15 protein-coding genes and 1 pseudogene are annotated in these 20,919 nt (G+C 72.4%); 6 read left to right on the top strand and 10 right to left on the bottom strand.

The features are described 5' to 3' along the window. Positions 1-190 precede the first annotated feature (190 nt). On the top strand, positions 191-484 hold the full coding sequence (locus tag ACIP6U_RS27860) for a DUF397 domain-containing protein (RefSeq protein ID WP_401723067.1): 294 nt from the start codon (positions 191-193) through the stop codon (positions 482-484). 81 nt (positions 485-565) lie between these two features. Here the strand turns inward: ACIP6U_RS27860 and ACIP6U_RS27855 are convergent, their stop codons facing one another. Next, complete coding sequence (locus tag ACIP6U_RS27855; RefSeq protein WP_401723065.1) at positions 566-2,062, bottom strand: PQQ-binding-like beta-propeller repeat protein; 1,497 nt, start codon at positions 2,060-2,062, stop codon at positions 566-568. Between the two features lie 459 nt (positions 2,063-2,521). Between ACIP6U_RS27855 and ACIP6U_RS27850 the strand changes: the two are divergent. After that, positions 2,522-2,602, top strand: a pseudogene (locus ACIP6U_RS27850) (hypothetical protein); the annotation flags it as partial. A 795-nt stretch (positions 2,603-3,397) separates the two neighbouring features. Next, entirely contained in the window at positions 3,398-6,619 is a 3,222-nt protein-coding gene (locus tag ACIP6U_RS27845; protein WP_401723127.1) for an AAA family ATPase, read from the top strand. An 88-nt stretch (positions 6,620-6,707) separates the two neighbouring features. On the opposite strand, the gene ACIP6U_RS27840 is transcribed toward ACIP6U_RS27845, so the two are convergent. The 9 genes from ACIP6U_RS27840 to rimP all read right to left on the bottom strand — a co-directional run bounded on the left by ACIP6U_RS27840 (position 6,708) and on the right by rimP (position 18,689). Further along, complete coding sequence (locus ACIP6U_RS27840; RefSeq protein WP_401723062.1) at positions 6,708-7,655, bottom strand: bifunctional riboflavin kinase/FAD synthetase; 948 nt, start codon at positions 7,653-7,655, stop codon at positions 6,708-6,710. Between the two features lie 139 nt (positions 7,656-7,794). Continuing rightward, positions 7,795-11,397, bottom strand: a complete 3,603-nt coding sequence (locus ACIP6U_RS27835; protein WP_401723060.1) for a trypsin-like peptidase domain-containing protein — start codon at positions 11,395-11,397, stop codon at positions 7,795-7,797. Between the two features lie 272 nt (positions 11,398-11,669). Next, positions 11,670-12,575, bottom strand: a complete 906-nt coding sequence (gene truB, locus ACIP6U_RS27830) for a tRNA pseudouridine(55) synthase TruB (RefSeq protein ID WP_401723058.1) — start codon at positions 12,573-12,575, stop codon at positions 11,670-11,672. After that, positions 12,572-13,021, bottom strand: coding sequence for a 30S ribosome-binding factor RbfA (gene rbfA / locus ACIP6U_RS27825; protein ID WP_123997352.1), 450 nt, complete (start codon positions 13,019-13,021; stop codon positions 12,572-12,574). Before rbfA ends, truB begins: the two co-directional genes overlap by 4 nt. A gap of 37 nt (positions 13,022-13,058) precedes the next feature. After that, complete coding sequence (locus ACIP6U_RS27820) at positions 13,059-13,352, bottom strand: DUF503 domain-containing protein (protein ID WP_019074817.1); 294 nt, start codon at positions 13,350-13,352, stop codon at positions 13,059-13,061. 137 nt (positions 13,353-13,489) lie between these two features. Beyond that, the gene (gene infB, locus ACIP6U_RS27815) at positions 13,490-16,648 is read right to left on the bottom strand and encodes a translation initiation factor IF-2 (RefSeq protein WP_401723054.1); all 3,159 of its coding nucleotides are present in this window, start codon (positions 16,646-16,648) and stop codon (positions 13,490-13,492) included. A 146-nt stretch (positions 16,649-16,794) separates the two neighbouring features. Continuing rightward, positions 16,795-17,073 carry a YlxR family protein gene (locus ACIP6U_RS27810; RefSeq protein ID WP_123997354.1) on the bottom strand — a complete coding sequence of 93 codons (279 nt, stop codon included), beginning with the start codon at positions 17,071-17,073 and terminating at the stop codon, positions 16,795-16,797. 90 nt (positions 17,074-17,163) lie between these two features. Next, positions 17,164-18,150, bottom strand: a complete 987-nt coding sequence (nusA, locus tag ACIP6U_RS27805) for a transcription termination factor NusA (protein WP_401723051.1) — start codon at positions 18,148-18,150, stop codon at positions 17,164-17,166. Positions 18,151-18,152: 2 nt separating this feature from the next. After that, positions 18,153-18,689: a ribosome maturation factor RimP gene (gene rimP / locus ACIP6U_RS27800; protein ID WP_401723050.1), complete on the bottom strand. Its 537-nt coding sequence runs from the start codon at positions 18,687-18,689 to the stop codon at positions 18,153-18,155. 224 nt (positions 18,690-18,913) lie between these two features. Here rimP and ACIP6U_RS27795 point away from each other — a divergent pair, with 224 nt between their 5' ends. Genes ACIP6U_RS27795 through ACIP6U_RS27785 form a run of 3 tightly spaced genes read left to right on the top strand, consistent with a single transcriptional unit; the run spans position 18,914 to position 20,895 of the window. Further along, positions 18,914-19,483, top strand: coding sequence for a hypothetical protein (locus ACIP6U_RS27795; protein ID WP_401723047.1), 570 nt, complete (start codon positions 18,914-18,916; stop codon positions 19,481-19,483). Beyond that, entirely contained in the window at positions 19,480-19,968 is a 489-nt protein-coding gene (locus tag ACIP6U_RS27790) for a ferritin-like domain-containing protein (protein WP_401723046.1), read from the top strand. Before ACIP6U_RS27795 ends, ACIP6U_RS27790 begins: the two co-directional genes overlap by 4 nt. Before the next feature lie 27 nt (positions 19,969-19,995). After that, a complete protein-coding gene (locus ACIP6U_RS27785) occupies positions 19,996-20,895 on the top strand; it encodes an aminoglycoside phosphotransferase family protein (protein WP_401723044.1) in 900 nt (299 codons plus the stop codon). The last annotated feature ends 24 nt before the right edge of the window (positions 20,896-20,919 follow it).

Genomic DNA, 20,919 nt, shown 5'->3' with positions numbered 1-20,919 from the left:
GAGTGCCCCCGGTCTAATTCTCGGGGGAGCTTCGGTGACTCGTCAGGCGGAAAGCCGTAACACAAACGGCCGTCACTCAGGGTACCAGGAGCCGGTGGGCGCCCTTACCAGCTCCGCGAACCCCGGAAGGCGGGCGTACCAGGTCACTAAGGTTGGCACACGGATCACGTCGGGAAGGGGTCGCTGCGGCATGGCGGAGACGGAAGAGCAGATCAAGGCGCGCAAGGAGCGCGAGCGCGACGAGCTGTACGCGCTCGACATCTCCGGCGTCGAGTGGCGCAGCGCGCCCGGTACCGAGGAGCACGAGGAGCGGGTCGAGATCGCCGACCTTCCCGACGGGGCGGTCGCCATGCGGTCCTCGCTCGACCCGGACACCGTGCTGCGGTACACCGAGGCGGAGTGGCGGGCCTTCGTGCTCGGCGCGCGGGACGGCGAGTTCGACCTGGAGCCGACGACGCGCAACGGGGGCCTGTCGGCGGAGTGAGCACGCGCGCGTAGGCGATCGCGAGAAGGAGTAAGGGGCGGCACGTATACGTGCCGCCCCTTACTCCTTCTCCTACGGCCCTCAGTGCTTCAGTCCCGCGGTGCCGTAGCCGACGGTCACCAGGACCGGGTCCTTCGGGGACTTGTCGTCGCGGGACAGTTCGCGCTTGGCGAAGAAGACCCGGCCCTGTTCGTAGACCATGTCCGACTGCTCCGGGTCGCCGAGTTCGGAGTCGTCGTCCTCCGGCAGGCTGAACAGCAGCAGCGGGGTCTCCCGGTCCGTACGGGCGTTCCAGCTCACCACGGCCGCCGACTGGAAGCCGGTGCGGCCCTGGCGGAAGATCAACAGCTCGTCGCCGTTCATCCGGAGCGGGAAGACCTGCTGGAACGGGCGTCCGTCGAACTTCCCCTGACCCCGCCCGGTCTTGAGGTCGAACGCCACGATCCAGTCCGCGGCCTGGGCGGGGTCGGTGGACTCCTTGCTGGTGACGTACGCCCGGGTCGGGCCCACGACCACGCCGTCGCAGTTCTCGACCGTGCCGAAGTACGAACTGCCGAAGTACCGGTCGTCGCACTTCGCGTCGTAGCCGCCCAGCGAGATGGTGGCCAGGTGCTTGCCGTCGCCGTCCAGCGTGATCAGGTCGGTGACCAGGCTGTCGCCGGCCGCCACGGCGAGGACGGGCGGGTCGGACGAGGGCAGGTAGACGTCCTGCACACCGCTCGCGAGTCGGTACGTCCACTGCGCCCTGCCGGTGCGCGGGTCGAGCCGCTGCACCTCGTACCGCGTGTCGGGCAGCGCGCCACAGGCTTCCAGCGCGAGGAGTTCGCGCCCGCCGGCGAACCCCTTGTCCTCGCACTCGGAGGTGGAGGTGCCGTTCCAGAGCTGCTTGCCGCTCTTCATGTCGTACGCGACCGAGCCGTGCCCCCAGCCCACCGCGACGACGCCCTTGGCGAGGGTGATGTTTGTGTTGGTCACGAACGCGGCGCGGGCCGACGGCATCGTCTTCTGCCAGAGCTTCCTGCCGGTGTCCAGGTCGACGAGGACGACCTGGTCGCACACGCCCTCCGACTTCGCGCCCTCGGGCTGCGGGGGCTGGACGACGACCGCGGTACGTCCGTCGGCGGTGACGTGGTCCGTGACCGCGCAGAGGTGGCCGCCCAGGTCGAGGGTCCAGGCCCTGTCGCCGCTCTCGTCGCCGATGCGGTAGCCGTCGACACGGGTGGCGATGCCCTTGGCGAGGATCGTGCCGGTGGCCCAAGTGCCGGGCGCGTAGCGGGGGTCGGTGTCGGGGCGAGCGGCGAGTCCCTCCTCGCTGAACTCCAGCACGTTCTGCCCCTCGGGCGATACGGGTCGCTTCTCGACCGTTTCCCTGACGTCGTCCGGGGCCTGCGCGACCACGGCCGTCTTCTGGTCGCCAGGCCCGTCGTCGCCCGACATCAGGAGCCGGCCGCCGACACCTCCGACGGCGACGACGGCGGCCGTCACGGCGCCCAGCAGACGGAAACGGCGGCGCCTGCGGGACTGGTCGGCCGCCAGTGTGGACTGGGTGTAGATCGAGGGAGGTGGGCCGAAGCTCACGCGAAGAAGTCCTTTTCGGTCAGATTCCGTCGGGGGGTGGTCGGAGCGGCCCCCACTATGCCCGCCGCCTGCTGGAACGCATGGCGTGGGGTGGGACGCCGTTTCCCCAACACCCTTGCAGGGAACGTCTCTTCGGGTGTAAGCGCAGGCACCGCGGTGTCGCTCCCTGTCCGGCACGTTCACGGATCGTGCCCGATTTGTTCACCGATGGGGCGGCTGAGTACGGCACTTCTGGGCTGGTTGTGACGCACCGGGAAGGCGCTCAGGGGTGGACGGGCCTGCCGAGGTGGGGCCCCTGGTGATTAGGCTGGGAGGGGGCGCGTCGCCAGAACCCGTGGACCGGGCGGTGGTGTCCCAGGGGGAGAGCCGGTGGATCGGACTACCTCGGACAACGTAAGGACGACAAGCGATGGTCGCCCCGACACGGCATGAGGGTTCTCGACCACACCAGGAGGAATTGTGAGCAGCGATCGGGACGGGAACCGCGGGGGCTGGGCCACACCCGGCGATGACCAGCCCGACGCGGAGGCCTCCGTCGAGACGACCGGCGAGTTCACCATCGATTACGCGCCGCCCGCCTGGTACACGCAGAACGCGTCCGGGGGGTCGGGTTCGGGATCGGGTTCGGGATCAGGGCCGGGTTCGCAAGAGGCACAGGGGGCTGCTCCGGGTCAGGGGCAAGGTCCTGGACAGCCGCAGGGTTCCGGTCATGGTCCGGGGCAGGGGTCCGGGCAGGTGCCTGGGCAAGCACCCGGACATGGGGCGAACTCCGGTGCGCCGGCAGTTGGGCTCTCTCCTGCGGACTTCTCCGCGCTTCCTGGGCTGACTCCGCCTGCTCATTCGCTTCCGCAGCCGCCCAGGCCGGGTGCCTCCGGCGGTCCTGCCTCCATTCCGGCTCCGGCTCCGGCTCCGGGGGCGCCTTTCACCCCGCCCGCGCCGCCTGCGCCCGGGGCTCCGTTCACGCCGCCGGCGCCTCCCGCGCCCGCGCCTGGGGGTGCCTTCACTCCCCCAGTTGCTCCCTCTGCGCCGCCCGCGCCTGTGCCGGGGGCTCCTTTCGCGCCGCCTGTCACGCCGGGTGCGCCGGTGGTCGGCGGGCCGGGGGCGGTACCCAAGCTTCCGACGGGGAGTGGATTCGAGCCGCAGGGGGCGCAGCCGACGCCGCCCGCGCCTGCCCCAACTCCCGCGACAGCTCCGGCTCCGGTCGCGGACGTCTCGTCTCCGACCGCCGTGCCGAACGTTCCCGTCGTCGGGGTCCAGCCGCTCGTGGGTCCTTCCGACGCCGCGTCGGATTCCGGGGACGAGTCCGGGAACGGTGATCTGGAGAGCGGCGCGACCATGCGCATCTCTCCCGTCGCCCTGAAGCGGGACTTCGCGGAGCGCACGGCTGCCGCTGCTGCCGCCGCCGAGGAGGCGGAGGGCGCCGGTGAGGTCGTTGCGACCGACGGACAGGACGAGCCCGAGGCCACGGAGCCTTCGGCGGTCGAGCCGGAGGAAGCCGAGGAACCGGAGGAAGCGGAGGCCGTTGACGCCGGGAGCGAGCCCGAGGCAGAGGCCGCCGCCGAGCCCGACGTGAACGGGGAGGCCACTCCGGACGCCGAGGTCGAGGTCGAGACCGAAGTCGCGCCGGAGACCGAGACTGACGCTGCTGCGGAGACCGAAGCCGAGCCGGAAGAGGCCGAAGCTCAGGACACCGCGCCTGCCGACCCCGAGCTTGCGGGCTCGGTGACTGGCGATGCGGAGACCGAGGACTCGGTGGCCGAGGACGCGGTGGCCGAAGACTCGGTGGCCGAGGACTCGGTGGCCAAGGACGCGGTGGCCGAAGACTCGGTGGCCGAGGACTCGGTGGCCAAGGACTCGTTGGCCAAGGACTCGTTGGCCGAGGACGCCGTAAACGAAGACGTCGTGCACGTAGACCTCGTGGACGAGAACGTCGTAGCCGAGAACGTCGTAGACGAAGAAGCCGCACCCGCAGACGCCGCGCCCCAACACAACGAGCCGCAGGACAACGCCCCGGACGAGGAGCCGCAAGACGACGCTCCCCAGGCCGCCGCCGAGCCGCAGGACGCTCCGCCGGTCGGGCCGCCCGTCTGGACTCCCCCGCCGGCGCCGCAGAGCGGGTTGCCGCCGTTGCCGCCGTCGTACCAACTCGCCGCGCCCGCACCGGCGGCCGAGTGGCCCGCGCAGCCTCAGCCGCAGCAGGCGGAGCCGGTCGCGCCCGCGCAGCCGGAACCGGCAGCCGTGCAGGCCCAGCCGCCCGTGCCGCCGTTCCAGCCGCAGGCCCCACAGCCCGCCCCCGCGGCCTGGCACCAGCCGCCGCAGCAGCCCCCGGCCCAACAGCCGGTAGGCCAGGGCCACCCGCAGCCGACCCCGCCCGCCCCCAACACCCCCGGCGCCTACGGCTTCCCGCACCCCGGGGCACCCACGGCACCGCAGGCGCCGACCGACGCCCCGCCGCCGAACGGCTACGGCTTCCCTCAACCGCCGGCGCCCAACACCCCCGACGCGCCTGGCGGTTACGGCTTCCCGCAGCCCCCGGCCGCCCCCAACACACCGCCCGCCCCCGCGACTCCGCAGGCACAGACCGACGCGCCCCCGCCGAACGGGTACGGCTTCCCGCACCCCGGAGCGCCCGCGCAGACGCCCGCCACACCGCAGGCCCCCGCCGACGCGCCCCCGCGCGGCTACGGCTTCCCCCAACCGCCGGTACCCAACACGGCGACCGCCCCGCCCACACCCGCCCCGGCCCCCGCAGCACCACAGGCTCCCGCCGACGCGCCCCCGAGCGGCTACGGCTTCCCCCAACCGCCAGTTCCCAACACGGCGACCGCCCCGCCCACACCCGCCCCGGCCCCCGCAACGCCGCAGGCCCCCGCCGACGCACCCCCCAGCGGCTACGGCTTCCCCCAGCCCCCGGCACCCAACACCCCCGACGCGCCCGGCGGTTACGGCTTCCCGCAGCAGCCCGCGCCCCAGGCCCAGCCCCACCCGGGCGTCCCCCCGCATCCCCAGCCGCAGGCTCACCCGCAGCCCAACCCCCAAGCCGTGCAAGCCCCTCAGGCCCCGCAGAACCCCCAGTTCCCGCAGGCCCCGCACGCGCCCGCGCCCGCGCCCGCACCACAGCACCCGCAGGATCCCCAACACCCGCAAGCCGCCCAGCCCGCTCCCCAGGACCCGCACGCGCCGCAGGCCCAGCAGCCCCCCGTCGACCCCCGCACCGGTACCTCCTGGCCGCAGCCCATGCAGCACGACCAGCGGCAGATGACCAACCCCGGGGCCGCGCCGCTGGGTTACACCGCCGCCGTGGAGCTGTCGTCCGATCGGCTGCTCAACAACAAGAAGCAGAAGGCGAAGAGCGGTCGGCCAGGCGCCGCGCCGTCGCGGTTCAAGATCGGCGGGAAGAAGGAAGAGGCCGAGCGGCAGCGGAAGTTGGAGCTGATCCGGACGCCCGTGCTGTCCTGCTACCGGATCGCCGTCATCAGCCTCAAGGGCGGGGTCGGCAAGACCACGACCACCACCGCGCTCGGCTCGACGCTCGCCACCGAGCGGCAGGACAAGATCCTCGCCATCGACGCCAACCCGGACGCCGGCACGCTCGGCCGCCGGGTGCGGCGGGAGACCGGGGCCACCATCCGTGACCTCGTCCAGGCGATCCCGTACCTCAACTCCTACATGGACATCCGGCGGTTCACCTCCCAGGCCTCGTCCGGTCTGGAGATCATCGCCAACGACGTCGACCCGGCCGTGTCGACCACGTTCAACGACGAGGACTACCGGCGCGCGATCGACGTGCTGGGCAGGCAGTACCCCGTCATCCTCACCGACTCGGGCACGGGTCTGCTCTACAGCGCCATGCGCGGTGTGCTCGACCTCGCCGACCAGCTCATCATCATCTCGACGCCGTCGGTGGACGGGGCGAGCAGCGCCAGTACGACGCTCGACTGGCTGTCCGCGCACGGGTACGCGGACCTTGTCTCGCGCTCCCTCACCGTCATCTCCGGTGTGCGCGAGACCGGCAAGATGATCAATGTCGACGACATCGTCCGGCACTTCGAGACGCGTTGCCGCGGTGTCGTGGTCGTGCCCTTCGACGAGCATCTCGCCGCCGGTGCCGAGGTCGACCTCGACATGATGCGGCCGAAGGTGCGTGAGTCGTACTTCAACCTCGCGGCGATGGTCGCCGAGGACTTCGTACGCCACCAGCAGGCGCACGGCCTGTGGACGAGCGACGGGAACCCGCCGCCGGTCGCGGCCCCGCCGCTGCCGGGACAGCAGTACCAGCAGGTTCCGGGGCAGCCGTACCCGCAGCAAGGTCAGCCGTATCCGCAGCAGGGCCAGCCGCCCTACCCGGGGCAGCAGCAGCCTCCCGCGCAGCCGGGCCCGTACCCGCCGCAGCAGCCCCAGCCGCCTCAGCCCGGTCAGCCCCAGCCCGGCCAGCCGTACGCCCAGCCGGGGCAGCCCTATCCGCCGCAGCCCGGACAGCCGTATCCGCCGGCCGGTTACGGCTACCCGCAGCAGCCGGACGGGCAGGTTCCGCCCCCGCCGCCCCAGCAGCAGTAGGCAGCCGCAGACAGACGAAGGGCGGCCGGTGTCTCGATGAGACCGGCCGCCCTTCGGCGTTCGTTCCGTTCCGTTCCGCCGCGCGGACTTACTCCGCCGCCGAGATCAGCTCCCGGCATCGCTTCACGTCCTCGGCCATCTGCACGAGCAGCGCGTCCAGGGACGCGAACTTCGCCTGGCCGCGGACGAAAGCGAGGAAGTCCACGGCGACGTGCAGGCCGTACAGGTCGAGGCCCACGCGGTCGATCGCGTACGCCTCCACCGTGCGCTCGGTGCCGTCGAACTGCGGGTTCGTGCCGACGGAGATCGCGGCCGGCATCGCCTCACCCTCGACGTGCAGCCAGCCGGCGTAGACGCCGTCGGCGGGGATGGCGGTGTGGGGCAGGGTCTCGACGTTGGCCGTCGGGAAGCCGAGCTCGCGGCCGCGCTGGGCGCCGCGTACGACCACGCCCTCCACCCGGTGCGGGCGGCCCAGGATCTCGGCGGCGCCCTCGACCTCGCCCTCGGCCACCAGGCGCCGGGTCAGGGTGGAGGAGAAGGGTTCGCCGCCGCCCGCCTCACCGGTCACGAACAGGTCGACGACCTCGACCTCGAAGTCGTAGACCTTGCCCTGCTCGATCAGGAACTCGACGTTTCCGGCGGCCTTGTGGCCGAAGCGGAAGTTCGGGCCCTCGACGACCGCCTTGGCGTGCAGCTTGTCGACCAGGACCTTGACGACGAAGTCGGCGGGCGTGAGCTTCGAGAACTCCGTGGTGAAGGGGAGGATCAACAGCTCGTCCACGCCCAGCTCGGCCATGAGTTCGGCACGGCGGTGGTGCGGGGCGAGCAGCGGGGGGTGGCTGCCGGGGCGGACGACCTCGCTGGGGTGCGGGTCGAAGGTGACGACGACGGAGGGGACACCCAGCTCACGGGCGCGCTCCACGGCATGCCGGATGATCAGCTGGTGCCCGCGGTGGACCCCGTCGTAGGAACCGATGGTGACGACGCTGCGCCCCCAGTCCTCGGGGATGTCCTCCAAGCCACGCCAGCGCTGCACTGTGACCGCTCTCCTCGAACCCGTGTCCGTATCTACCGACCTGTTACGCAGGTCTAAGGGTGCCATGCCGGGCGGCCCCCGCCCGCATCGGCATAGGGGCTGTGACCCGATGCACGTGGGCGCGCGCGTGGCGGCGCGCTCAGGCGGGCACGCGGACACCGGACAGGTTCTCGATCATGCGGCGGGTGCTCGGGCCCACCACGGCCGCCCAGGCCTGCGGGGTGTCGGTCAGCCAGCCCGCCATCCGGGCCGCGAACCCGGGCACGTGCCGGCCCAGGTCGACCAAGCCGCGGTCGAAACGGGCCGCGCCGTCCGGGGTGCGGACCAGGAGGAGGCCGGTGCGGTGGACGAGGTCGCGGACGTCCTCGCCGTCCTGGCGGGCGGTGGCGTGCAGCAGGGCGTCCAGGACGGCCGGGGCGTGTTCGTGGGTCAGGAGAAACTCCAGCAGTTCGTGCCGGAGGGGGCGGGAGACCGGGGTGCCGGGGGCGGCGAGTACGGCGGCCAGCGCGGCCCGCACCCCTTCCTGACCGCCGTCCAGCAGGCCGGTGACCAGCGGCTTCAGCACGGACCGGGCGGCCGGACCCTGGTCCAGGCACCGGTCGACGTACGCGGCCACGTCGGCGGCCGTCTCCGGGCGCCGCTCGACGGCCTCGCGGACGAGTTCGGCGACCCGGCGGGCCAGCGGGGGCGTGGTGACGTCGGCGAGGGTGCGCAGCGCGTGTCCGCCGTCGGCGCGGCGCAGCCGTTCCCGGAAGGCGTCCAGGACCGGCTCGGGGTGGGTGGTGAGGGCGGCGATCAGCGCGTTCGGCGGGAGGTGCGGGTCGCCGGCCGCGAAGTGCCGCAGCGCCTGCGGGAGATGACGGGCACGCGTGCGTGGATCGCGGACCAGGAGGGCGAGGGCGCCGCCGTGCAGGGTGCAGTCGGCGGGGCGGGCGAGGAGGAACTGGGCCGCGTAGCGCAGGAGTTCACGGTCGGCCTCGGTCCGTACGTGCGGGGCGGCGCGCAGCCCGTAGGCGATCGCCGCGACCCGCCGGGACGGCCGCTCGTCGTGCGCCCACCGGTCCACGGCCCGGCACACCGCCGACGGTTCGTCCTCCGCCAGCACCGCCAGCAGCTCGTCCGCCCGCCGATGCGCGCTCTCGACGAGCACTTCCGTCAGGTCGTCGAGGGCGAGATGCCGGTACGTGTGCAACAACGCCTGCGCGGCCTTGGCGACGCTCGCGTGCGGGGTCGCGGGCAACGGCCGGTCGTCGTCGAACCAGCGGGTGAGCAGCGGTTGTACGGCGGTGGGGTCGGCGGCGAGCAGCCGGGAGGTCTCGTCGAGGAACCGGGGCGGGAGCTCCGTGCCGTCGCGTGTGCCTGTGCCCGAACCGCCGTCCTGGGGTGGGCCGTCGGCGAGCACGAGCCGTCGGAGCAGGTCGAAGCGATCGGCGTCCGCGAGGCGCAGGCCGGTCCAGAAGGCGGGCGTCAGGGCCCGGCTGCCGCCCTCCCCCCGCATCCTCACCACCAGTTCCGCCAGCGACCGCAACGGCTCCAGGTACGGCGTCGCGTCCGGTACCCGCGTCAGGGTCTCCGTGAGGAGTGCGGTGGCCCACCAGGAGTGCGGGTCCGCCTCCAGGGCGTGCGTCAACTCGTCGAGCCGGAGGGCGAGTCGGGGCGTGCCCTGCTGGCGGGCCAGGAGGAGCAGGGACTGGACTACGGGGCCGATGCGGTGGTGCGGCACGGGCAGGGGGCGGGTGTTCCGCGGGGTGGGGCGGCGGTGGACCAGGGCGCGCAGGGCTTCGTCGAGGTCGAGATGGACGCCCTGGATCCAGTCGGCGAGTTCCTCGTGGGCGAACCGGTAGCCGCCGCCGGCCGGCACGAGGAGGCCTTCGGTGAGGACGGCCGACGCCCAGCCGGTACCGCCACCGAGCCGCGCCGGGGCCTGGCCCCAGGGGAACACCGCCTCGAACGACCGTCGGTCCAACTCCCCCTGTCCCGGCCCGAGGCTGCGCCGGGCCGCCTCGTGCACCTGCCCGGAGACCCTGGCGGCGAGCCGGCGTACGGCGGTCCCGCGCAGGCCGTTCTCGGCGGCCAGGCGGACGGCGATCCGCAGGCACATCAGGTCCAGGTAGGCCGAGAGGACCTCGTCGCGGTCCACGCGTGCGTGCGGGGCGTCGGGGAGGGCGGCGCGGACCTCGGAGAGCAGGCGGAGGGTGAGGGGGTGCCGGTCGTCGGGCTCGTCCAGTACTCCTTCCGGGATGCCGTGGCGGGCGCGGGCGCGCTCGGCTTCGTCGGGGGTGAGGTCGTCGAGGCGGACGCAGGGCGGGAGGCGCGGATCGGCACGCCCTCCGTCCCGACCGTCCTCACCGGGCGGTGATCCCCGGTGCAGCACCTCCCCCGGAAACTCCGCCCCCGCCGCCTCCCAGTACTCCGCCCGGCACGCCACCACCAGCCGCGCCCCGGTCTCCCCCAGCCACTCCGCCGTCCCGGTCGTCCACTCCCGCAGCCGGTACGCCAGGACCGACGGCATCTCCTCGGGGCCGTCGAGGAGCAGCAGCAGGGGGCGTCCCGCCGCGCGGGCGACGTGGGCCAGGCGGTGCGGTGTGATGTCGCCGAGGTCCCCTCCCTTGAAGCCTCCGAGATCCCCTCCTCTGCTGTCACCGAGGTCTCCTCCCCTGAGGTCACCGGGGTCCCCTCCCACACCCCCGAAGGCCCTCTCCCCCGCCGCCACGATCCGCCCCGCCCGGGCCAGCGCCCGCGTCACCGCGTCCGCGAGCGACACGTCCTCGTCGTGCAGGTCGGCCCCGCGCAGCCACAGCGTGGGGGCCGGTTCGGAGGCCTGGTGGCGGCGGGCGGCGAGGGTCGCGAGTTCTGTCGTACGACCGCTGCCCGGTGCTCCGACGAGGGCGAGGACCGCGGCCGGGCCCTGCGCGAAGGCGGCGAACTCCCTTGCCGTGGCCGCCCGTTCGACCGGTTGCACCGAGCCGGGGGCGTCGGCGTCCGCGCGGCCGACGTATCCGGCGAGGGTGCCCGGCGGGCCGTCCTGGCCGACCGAGGTGGCCGTCAGTTCGAGGACGCCGGCGAGGTTGAGGTCGGCGCCGTAGGCGGGCACGGTGGCCGCGTTCTCGGTGAGCAGGTCGGCGAGCGGGCCGCGGACGGGGTGCAGCGGCACGGCGAAGCCGGCGTCCCGGTGGCCGTTGTGCAGGGCTGTGCCCAGGACGCCGATCACGGCGCCGGTCGCGGGGTCGAGGACCGGTCCCCCGGCCGCTCCGCCGCCCAGCCGCAGTGCGTCCCGGCCCGCGGTGCCGATGGCCAACTCCAGGGCGTCGTCGAGGAGATGGAAGCGGTCGGTCGCGGTGTACGTCACGGACGTCGTGCCCAGCACCCGTGCCTCGCGCCAGCAGCCGGCGGCGATCCGGACGTACGCGCCCGTCTCGATGTCGTCCCGCGCGCTGATCGGCAGCGGGTCCACGCCGAGGCCCTCGGTGCGGACCAGGGCCAGGTTCAGGTCGGGCAGCACGGTCACCGCGTCCGCGCTCACCAGGCAGCTGCGGTCGCCGGCGGCGTACAGGATCAGCCGGGACAGGCCGTCGACCGCTTCGTGGCTGGTGATCACCGTGCCGTGGTGGTCGGCCAGGAAGCCGGTGCCGCGGGGGCGTCCGGCGAGATCGCGGACGCGGATCAGGGAGTCGTCGCCGGGCGCCGACTCCTCGTCGTGGGCTCTGTCGCGTGCTGCCGGCCGCGGGCCCCGTCCCGCCATGATCGACCTCCCCGCCGTACACCTGTGCCCTGTCTTCGACGGTAGGCGCGGGGTGATCGGCGGGACAGATCGCGTGGCGAAAGCGCCCCCTTCCGCTCCCTCGGTTCACTCCGAGCGCCTGCCCGGACGGGTGAATAGGACGGGGGCGATGGATACACCCTAGGGGTGGGGGAACCGAGGGGGACCGTGGAGCGGCGACACATCTTGACCCCGTGATCGCCGCTCCACGGGCGGGTACCGGGCGGGGTGACCGCCCGGTGTTCCGAGTGCTGTCAGCCGAAGACGGCCAGGCTCTTCGCCTTGCCGTTCTGCGCCTCCACCAGCGCGAGGAAGGTGCCCGCGGGGTCGAAGACGGCGACGGCGCCCCGGCCGGCGTACTCCTCGGGCACGTCGAGCCGTACGCCGTTGGTGAGCAGCCGGGCCCTTCTCGTGTCCACGTCCCAGCGCGGGAACGCGGCCGCGGCCGCGTCGGCGAGCGGCAGCACGGTCAGCTCCTGCTGGAGCTGGTCCAGCGTCTTCGCGGTGTCCAGCTTGTAGGGGCCGACGCGGGTGCGGCGCAGGGCGGTCAGATGGCCGCCGACGCCGAGCCCGGCGCCCAGGTCGCGGGCGAGGGCGCGGATGTAGGTGCCGGAGGAGCAGACGACGGAGACGACCAGGTCGAGAACGGGGGTGCCGTCCTCGGCGACGGCCTCCCGGACGTCGTACACCGCGAAGGAGGAGATGGTCACCGGGCGGGCCGGGATCTCGAAGTCCTCGCCGTCACGGGCCCGCTTGTAGGAGCGCACGCCGTCGATCTTGATGGCGCTGACCTTGGACGGCACCTGCATGATCTCGCCGCTCAGCTCGGCGATCCCGGCGTCGACGGCCTCGCGGGTGACCTTCGAGGCGTCGACCGACCCCGTGATCTCGCCCTCGGCGTCGTCCGTGACCGTCGTCTGCCCGAGCCGGATCGTGCCCAGGTACTCCTTCTCCGTCAGCGCCAGATGCCCGAGGAGCTTGGTCGCCTTCTCGACGCCGAGGACGAGCACGCCCGTCGCCATGGGGTCGAGCGTTCCCGCGTGCCCGACGCGGCGGGTGCGGGCGATGCCGCGCATCTTGGCGACCACGTCGTGCGAGGTGAAGCCCGACGGCTTGTCCACGATGACAAGGCCGTCGGGCGTCCGGATCTTCTCGGTCATTCGGCGGCGTCGTCCTCGTCGTCCTCGCCCGGCTTCTTGTACGGGTCGGCGTCACCGGCGTACGCGGCGCCCGCCGAGACCTCGCGGACCTTCTCGTCGGACTGCCGCGCCCGGTCGAGGAGGTCCTCGATGGTCTTGGCGTTGTCCGGCAGGGCGTCCGCGACGAAGGCGAGCGTCGGCGTGAACTTCACGCCGGCCGCCGCGCCGACGGCCGAGCGGAGGACGCCCTTGGCGCTCTCCAGCCCTGCGGCCGCTGCCGCGCGGTCCTCGTCGTCCCCGTACACGGTGTAGAAGACGGTCGCCTCCCTCAGGTCCCCGGTGACCCGGGTGTCCGTGATGGTGACGTGCGAGCCGAGCCGCGGGTCCTTGATCCCGCGCTGCAGCTTCTGGGCCACCACCTCTCGGATGAGGTCCGCCAGCCTCTTGGCACGCGCGTTGTCGGCCACTGGTCCGTCTCCTTAGTAACTACGTCTTGCTGTTGCTTCAGTCTTCGTCGCTGTGGAGCCTGCGTCGAACCGAGAGCAGTTCCACCTCGGGCCGCCCGGCGACCAGCCGTTCACAGCGGTCCAGTACGTCGGTGAGGTGTCCCGTGTCCCCGGAGACCACCGCGAGCCCGATCTCGGCCCTGCGGTGGAGGTCCTGGCTGCCCGTCTCCGCCGCGCTCACCGCGTACTTGCGCTGGAGCTCGGCCACGATCGGACGGACGAGAGAGCGTTTCTCCTTCAGCGAGTGGACGTCGCCGAGGAGCAGATCGAAGGACAGAGTCCCCACATACATGTGTGCCCGGATGTCCCGCCGGTTCGGGGTATGGGCGCCTTCCTGGGCGCCGATACCGGAACCGTACACGCAACGGCCGGGGCCGATCGACGGAAATATTCTCTCCGCCGATCGGCCCCGATCGCGTGCTGCACCGGTCAGACGCGCGGCTTCTCGCGCATCTCGTACGTCGCGATGACGTCGTCGACCTTGATGTCGTTGAAGTTGCCGAGGTTGATACCGCCCTCGAACCCTTCGCGGATCTCGGTGACGTCGTCCTTGAAGCGACGCAGTCCGGAGATGTTGAGGCTCTCCGCGATGACCTTGCCGTCGCGGACGAGGCGCGCCTTGGTGTTGCGCTTGACCTCGCCCGAGCGGACCAGGACACCGGCGATGTTGCCCAGCTTGGACGACTTGAAGACCTCGCGGATCTCCGCCGTGCCGAGCTCGACCTCCTCGTACTCCGGCTTGAGCATGCCCTTCAGGGCCGCCTCGATCTCCTCGATGGCCTGGTAGATCACCGAGTAGTACCGGACGTCGACGCCCTCGCGCTCCGCCATCTGCGCCGCGCGGCCCGCAGCGCGGACGTTGAAGCCGATGACGATCGCGTCGGAGCCGGTCGCCAGGTCGATGTCCGACTCGGTGACCGCACCCACGCCGCGGTGCAGGACGCGGATGTCGACCTCTTCGCCGACGTCGAGCTGGAGCAGCGAGGACTCGAGAGCCTCCACCGAACCGGACGCGTCGCCCTTGATGATGAGGTTGAGTTCCTGCACCAGACCGGCCTTGAGGGCCTCGTCCAGGTTCTCCAGGGAGAACCGGACTCCGCGCCGGGCGAAGTTGGCGTTGCGCTCGCGCGCCGCGCGCTTCTCGGCGATCTGACGTGCCGTGCGGTCCTCGTCGACGACGAGGAAGTTGTCGCCGGCGCCCGGGACGTTGGTGAGACCCAGGACCAGGACGGGGGTCGACGGAGTCGCTTCCTCGACGTTGTTGCCGTTGTCGTCGAGCATCGCCCGGACACGGCCGTACGCGTCGCCGACCACCATCGTGTCGCCGATGCGCAGCGTGCCGCGCTGGACCAGGACCGTCGAGACGGCACCGCGGCCACGGTCGAGGTGGGACTCGATCGCGATGCCCTGCGCGTCCTGCTCCGGGTTGGCCCGCAGGTCGAGCGAGGCGTCCGCGGTCAGGACCACGGCCTCCAGCAGGGAGTCGATGTTCAGACCCTGCTTGGCGGAGATGTCGACGAACATCGTGTCGCCGCCGTACTCCTCGGCCACCAGACCGAACTCGGTGAGCTGACCGCGCACCTTGGTCGGGTCGGCACCCTCGACGTCGATCTTGTTGACCGCGACCACGATCGGCACGTCGGCCGCCTTGGCGTGGTTCAACGCCTCGATCGTCTGGGGCATCACACCGTCGTTGGCCGCCACCACGAGGATCGCGATGTCGGTCGACTTGGCACCGCGGGCACGCATGGCGGTGAACGCCTCGTGACCCGGGGTGTCGATGAAGGTGATGCGACGCTCTTCGCCGTTGACCTCGGTCGCGACCTGGTACGCACCGATGTGCTGCGTGATACCGCCGGCCTCGCCCGCGACGACGTTCGTCTTGCGGATGGTGTCCAGCAGTCGGGTCTTACCGTGGTCGACGTGACCCATGACGGTCACGACCGGCGGACGCGCGACGAGGAACTCCTCGCCACCCTCGTCCTCGCCGAACTCGATGTCGAAGGACTCGAGCAGCTCGCGGTCCTCCTCCTCGGGGCTGACGATCTCGAGGACGAAGTTCATCTCGTCCGCGAGGAGCTTCAGCGTCTCGTCGGAGACGGACTGCGTGGCAGTGACCATCTCGCCGAGGTTCATCATCACGCCGACGAGCGACGCCGGGTTGGCGTTGATCTTCTCGGCGAAGTCGGTGAGCGAGGCACCGCGCGACAGACGGACGGACTGTCCGTTGCCACGAGGCAGCATCACACCGCCGACCGACGGGGCCTGCATGGCCTCGTACTCCTGGCGCCTCTGCCTCTTCGACTTGCGACCGCGACGCGCGGGACCACCGGGACGACCGAAGGCGCCCTGTGTGCCACCACGGCCACCCGGACCACCGGGACGACCGCCGAAGCCGGGACGGCCACCGCCGCCACCGGCGGGAGCACCCGGACGGCCGGCGAAACCGCCGCCACCGCCACCGGGACCCGCGGGACGACCGGCGAAACCGCCACCGCCGCCACCCGGACGACCGGCGAAACCGCCGCCACCGGGACGACCGCCGCCGCCACCGGGACCGCCGGGACGACCGCCGCCACCGCCGGGACCACGGCCACCGGGGCCGCCGCCGGGACGAGGGTTACCCGCAGCGGGACGCTGCGGCATCATGCCGGGGTTGGGACGGTTGCCACCGGGGCCACCGCCCGGACGCGGAGCGCCGCCCTGCGGGCGAGGCATGCCGCCCGGGGTGGGACGCGAGCCGCCCGGAGCGCCGGGACGGGGACCGCCCGAAGCACCCTGGGGACGAGGACCGCCCTGACCGGCACCCTGCGGACGCGGAGCGCCGCCGGGAGCACCACCCGGGCGGTCCTGGCCGCCGGGACGCGGGGCGCCACCGGGACGAGGAGCGCCGGGGCGCGCCATGCCGGTGGAGCCACCGGAGGTGAAGGGGTTGTTGCCCGGACGGGGACCGGCCGGACGAGCACCGGGACGCGCGCCCTGGCCTGCCGGACGCGGAGCACCGGGACGGGCACCCTGGCCGCGGTCGCCGCCGCGGTCGCCACGGTCCTGGCCGGGACCGCTCGGACGGGAACCCGGACGCGGCGCCTGGCCGGCCGGACGCGGAGCGCCCGGACGCGGACCCGCGGCGGGTGCGGGGGCCGACGACGCGGCGGGAGCGGCCGGGGCGGCGGGAGCCGCCGGAGGCGCGGTGAACTCGGGCGCCGTCGGCGCCGGAGAGGCCGGAGCCGGTCGCGGCGCGGGCCGCGGGCCCGGGGTGGGACGAGTGCCGGAGGAAGCCGGCGCGGCGGGAGCCGCGGGCTGCTCGGCGACGGCCGGCTTGGGAGCCGGCGGGCGCGGGGCGGCCGGACGGGCAGCCTGCGCCGGAGAGGGGGCGCCCGGCTTCGCCGGGGCAGCCTTACGCGCGGAAGCGGGCTTGCCGCCTCCGTTGCCCTGATTGAGGGCGTCCGTCAACTTACGGACGACGGGCGCTTCGATGGTCGAAGACGCCGAACGGACGAATTCACCGAGTTCCTGGAGCTTGGCCATGACGACCTTGCTCTCGACCCCGAACTCCTTGGCGAGTTCGTATACCCGGACCTTAGCCACTTCGCTCCTTTTAGGTCCGGGTGCGTCCGGACCGTCGCTACTTCATGGGCGTACTCATCGCGTGCTCATCGAGTGCTCATCGCAATCTCGACCTACTTCCAACTCGCGGAATACCGGGCCGCACGGAGGTTCCGTACGACTCGCTCTTACGGTGTTGCCTGCTCGACATAGAAGCGCAACGCCTTTGTGTCGAGCGCTCCCGGGGCGCGTAGCGCCCGTGTGAACGCCCGGCGACGTACCGCCAGGTCGAGACAGACCAGGGCGGGGTGCACATAAGCACCCCGGCCGGGCAGCGTACCGCGATGATCGGGGACGCACTCGCCCTCGACCGCCACGATGCGCAGCAAGTCCTTCTTGGCCGCTCGCTCCCGGCACCCCACACAGGTGCGCTCAGGGCATGCGCGGGCTCGCGTCCGGCCAGACACTCTTAAGTCTACCTCCCCGCACCGACCTCACCCCTTTGGGGCAAGAATCGAACGGTTGTTGTCGTGATCTCAGCCAGTGACGGCTCAGATCTATTCCTCGGGCTGCTCCGTGTCGGGCCGGATGTCGATCCGCCAGCCGGTCAGCCGGGCCGCGAGGCGGGCGTTCTGGCCCTCCTTGCCGATGGCCAGCGACAGCTGGTAGTCCGGCACCGTCACGCGCGCGGAGCGGGCCGCGAGGTCCACCACCTCGACCTTGGAGACCCGGGCCGGGGAGAGCGCGTTGGCGACCATCTCGGCCGGGTCGTCCGACCAGTCGACGATGTCGATCTTCTCGCCGTTCAGTTCGCCCATCACATTGCGGACCCGGCCGCCCATGGGGCCGATGCACGCGCCCTTGGCGTTGAGCCCGGAGCGGGTGGAGCGGACGGCGATCTTGGTGCGGTGGCCGGCCTCGCGGGCGATCGCGGAGATCTCGACGGACCCGTCGGCGATCTCCGGCACCTCCAGCGCGAACAGCTTCTTCACCAGGTTCGGGTGCGTGCGGGAGAGGGTCACGGACGGACCGCGGACACCCTTCGCGACGCGGACGACGTACGACCGCAGCCGCATGCCGTGCTGGTACGTCTCGCCGGGCACCTGCTCCTGCACCGGCAGGATGGCCTCCAGCTTGCCGATGTCCACGAGCACGTTCTTGGGGTCGCGGCCCTGCTGGACCACGCCCGTGACGATGTCGCCCTCGCGCCCGGCGTACTCACCGAGCGTCGCGTCGTCCTCGGCGTCGCGCAGCCGCTGCAGGATGACCTGCTTGGCGGTGGTGGCGGCGATACGGCCGAAGTCGGACGGGGTGTCGTCGAACTCGCGCGCCTCCTGCCCCTCCTCCAGGTCCTCGGGGTCCTCCTTCGCCCACACCGTGACGTGACCCGTGTCGCGGTTGAGCTCCACGCGTGCGTGGCGGCGGCTTCCGTCGGTTCGGTGGTAGGCGATGAGGAGGGCCGACTCGATCGCCTCGACCAGCAGGGGGAAGGAGATCTCCTTCTCCCGTACCAAGCCCCGCAGGGCACTCATGTCGATGTCCATGGCTACGCCTCCTCTTCCTTCTCGTCGGACACGTCGTCGGACTTGTCGTCGGACTTGTCGCTGTCCTTGCGGTTGAACTCGACCTGCACGCGCGCCTTCTCGATGTCGGCGAAGGCGAGTCTGCGGCTGGTGGCCTTGCGGCCCTTCACGCCGGGCACTTCGAGGTCGAGGCCCTCGTCGTCGACCGCCAGGATCCTGGCGACCAGTTCGTCGCCCTCGACCGGCTGGAACTTCACCAGCCGCCCCACGGCACGCAGGTAGTGCCGGTGTTCCTTGAGGAGGCGCTCCGCGCCCGGGGTCCCGACTTCGAGCGTGTACTCGCCCGCGCCCATCGCGTCCGTCTCGTCGAGCTTCGCCGAGAGCGCGCGGCTCACATCGGCGATCTGGTCCAGGTCCGCCCCGGTGTCGGAGTCGACGACGACACTCAGCACACGCTTGCGTCCGACGGAGTCCACCGCGATCTCTTCGAGATCCAGTCCCTGGGAGTTGACGAGCGGCTCCAGGAGCTCTCGCAGCCTCTCGCTCTGGGTGGTGCTCATCCGGGTGACTCCTCGGCCGCGTGTGCTGTTGTGGGAAGGTCGCGTGTCTGGTCAAAGGGTATCCGGTCGCGGGGTGTGTTGCCGTCCACGTACGGACCATCGACGGCCCTCGCACACACGGGCGGTGCCGGTGAGGGGTACCGGGCGGGGGCGCGGGTACGGTGATCACCTGCGGGCCGCCCTTCCCGCCCGCGGATTCGTACGAGCCTTCGAGGACGACTGCCGTGCCGTACCCCCCGCCACCGCGCACCCCCTCGGGTCCGCGCAGAAGAACCCTCCTCGCCTCGGCCGCCGGCGCCGCCCTGCTCGCGGGCTGCTCCTCCGGGTCCGGCGGGGACGAGGAGAACACCAGCGGCAGCATGTCCGCGACCGCACGCGTGCGCGCGCGTGCGGCCCGGGACAGCTCCGGTCTCGTCGAGCGCTACGACGCCGTGATCGCCATGTATCCGGCCCTAGCGGAGCGGCTCGCGCCGCTGCGGGCGGAGGTCGTGCGGCACACGGTGGCGTTCGGGGGTTCGGTGGCCGGGCCGAAGACAGGGAGTGCGGGGAGCGAGGAGAGCGCGAGCGCGGCCACCGATGCGGGTACGGCGTCCGCGTCGGCCTCGCCGTCCGGTACTCCCGTCCCCGCGACCCCTCAGGACGCCCTCGTCGACCTGGCCGCCGCCGAGCGGGCGCTCGCCGACCGGCGCACGACGGCGCTCCTCGACGTACCCGGAGAACCCGCCCGGCTGCTGGCCTCGGTGGCGGCGGCCGGGGCGGCCCACGCGTATCTGCTGACGGAAGGTGCCCGGTGAGCGACGGCGAGAAGAAGGCGGCCAAGGCGGAGCTGGCGGCCTTCCAGGCGGCGCTCGCGGCGGAGCACGCGGCCGTCTACGGGTACGGGGTCGTCGGCGGCCGGATCCGTGAGGGGCGTCGGACCGAGGCCCGGTCGGCGTACGACGCCCATCGGGCCCGGCGGGACGCGCTCGCGCGGGAGGTGCGGGACCTGGGCGGTACGCCGGTCGCGGCCTCGGCCGCGTACGCGCTGCCCTTCCCGGTGACGGACTCGCCCTCGGCCGTGCGGCTCGCCGCGGAGGTGGAGGACCGGGTGGCCGGAGTGTACTCCGACCTGGTGCGGGCGACCGACGGTGAGCGGCGACGGACGGCCGCCGGAGCGGTACGGGAGGCGGCGGTGCGGGCGGTGCGCTGGCGCGGCGAGAGCGTAGCCTTCCCAGGGCTTGCCGAACGGGCTTCCGACGCCTCGGCCTCAGTGACGCCCACGGCAACGCCCACTGGGTAACACGTAGGGGAAAGGAACTGCTCGCGTATGGCTTTCGAACCGCCGCAGCGTCTGGTGAGAGCGCTCGGTGAGACGGCACCGGACGGTGACGGCTGGTTGGAGAAGCTGCCCGCGGCGGCGCAACAGGCCGTCGCTCTACGCGAGTTGACCGTGGAGCGGGTACAGGTGCCCGGTGGGCGCAGCAGCCTGGTGGTGCTGGTGCGGTGGGCCGACGGGACGCCGGCCGTGCTCAAGCTGGCGCCGGGCCGTGCCCGGCCGGAGAGCGAGCGGGTCGCGCTGGCGCACTGGGGTGGGCGGGGTGCTGTGCAGCTGCTGGAGGGGGCTGAGGTCGGGGGTGAGGGGGTGCTGTTGCTGGAGCGGCTGCATCCCGATGTTTCCGTGCGGTCGTTGCCGGAGGCGAAGGCGTTGCTCGAGGCGGCGGGGGCGTTGCGGCGGCTCTGGGTCGAGCCGCCGGGTGGGCATGTGTTCGAGACCGTGGCCGAGCGGACCGGGCGACAGGCCGAGGCCATGAGAGCGGGGGCCGGCGGGGAGGTTGTCTCGCTGGTCGATGCGGCGCTGGTGGCGCGGGAGGAGTTGTTGGCCGCGCCACCGGAGGTTCGGTTGCTGCACGGGACGTTTCGGCAGAGCAAGGTGTTGGCGGGTGAGCGGTCTCCTTGGTTGGCGGTGGGGCCGGATCCGGTGGTGGGTGAGTGTGCGTTTGATCTTGCGCGGTTGGTTCGGGATCGGGTGGAGGACTTGATTGCTTCGCCCTCTGGGGCGGCGACCACTCGGCGGCGCGTCAAGAGGCTTGCTGAGTCGTTGGAGGTTGATCAGGAGCGGTTGCGGGGGTGGACGTTGTTCCGGGCTGTTGAGTCGGGGGTGCGGGCGCTTCGGGTGGGGCGGTTGAGGGATGCTGAGTTGTTGCTGGAGTTTGCTGGCTGGCTATAGGGGTTGTGTTTCGTCTGCGGGCCC

The organism is Streptomyces sp. NPDC088794 (genome assembly GCF_044750545.1).
In the GTDB taxonomy this organism is placed as follows: domain Bacteria; phylum Actinomycetota; class Actinomycetes; order Streptomycetales; family Streptomycetaceae; genus Streptomyces.
This window is presented reverse-complemented; position numbering and strand designations above follow the sequence as displayed.

Excerpts from the sequence above, each read along its gene's own strand:
- ACIP6U_RS27835 (WP_401723060.1), bottom strand. The coding sequence starts at position 11,397 with ATGGCGGGACGGGGCCCGCGGCCGGCAGCACGCGACAGAGCCCACGAC.
- nusA (WP_401723051.1), bottom strand. The coding sequence starts at position 18,150 with ATGGACATCGACATGAGTGCCCTGCGGGGCTTGGTACGGGAGAAGGAG.
- ACIP6U_RS27785 (WP_401723044.1), top strand. The coding sequence starts at position 19,996 with ATGGCTTTCGAACCGCCGCAGCGTCTGGTGAGAGCGCTCGGTGAGACG.
- ACIP6U_RS27845 (WP_401723127.1), top strand. The coding sequence starts at position 3,398 with ATGCGCATCTCTCCCGTCGCCCTGAAGCGGGACTTCGCGGAGCGCACG.
- ACIP6U_RS27820 (WP_019074817.1), bottom strand. The coding sequence starts at position 13,352 with ATGTATGTGGGGACTCTGTCCTTCGATCTGCTCCTCGGCGACGTCCAC.
- truB (WP_401723058.1), bottom strand. The coding sequence starts at position 12,575 with ATGACCGAGAAGATCCGGACGCCCGACGGCCTTGTCATCGTGGACAAG.
- ACIP6U_RS27860 (WP_401723067.1), top strand. The coding sequence starts at position 191 with ATGGCGGAGACGGAAGAGCAGATCAAGGCGCGCAAGGAGCGCGAGCGC.
- rimP (WP_401723050.1), bottom strand. The coding sequence starts at position 18,689 with ATGAGCACCACCCAGAGCGAGAGGCTGCGAGAGCTCCTGGAGCCGCTC.